This is a genomic window from Pseudomonas sp. K5002, assembly GCF_013386655.1.
GTDB lineage: Bacteria > Pseudomonadota > Gammaproteobacteria > Pseudomonadales > Pseudomonadaceae > Aquipseudomonas.
Genome location: NZ_JACARK010001311.1, coordinates 454 through 802 on the forward strand (window position 1 = coordinate 454; position 349 = coordinate 802).

A 349-nucleotide genomic window follows, 5' to 3' on the forward strand; every position below is an offset into this window, starting at 1 on the left:
CGCGAAAGGCGCGACTCGGTCTAGAAGCAGGTATGCAGGCTTTCGATCACCTGCAATTGCTCATCCACCAGATTACCCACTTGCCACTTGTCGAAGGTCAGGCACGGGTGGGATGTGCCGAAGGAGATGATGTCGCCAATGCGCAGCTCAACCCCCGGTGCGACGACCATGAACGCATGCTGGTCCATCACGGCGGTGACCTTGCACGCGGTCACGTCATCCCCCTCGGCTGGCAGCACGCCAGCCTTGTAGCGCTTGAGCGGCACCGGCAGGCCGGCGTCGTAGGCGACGTCGCGCTTGCCCAGGGCGATCACCGCGAAGCCCGGCTCCGGCAGCGATTGCACGTGGG

Annotated in this window: 1 pseudogene; it reads right to left on the bottom strand. The window is 64.5% G+C overall.

Annotation, left to right across the window (positions count from 1 at the left end):
- Nucleotides 1-20: 20 nt before the first annotated feature.
- A pseudogene (locus tag HX846_RS35945) lies at nucleotides 21-349 on the bottom strand (amino acid deaminase); the annotation flags it as partial.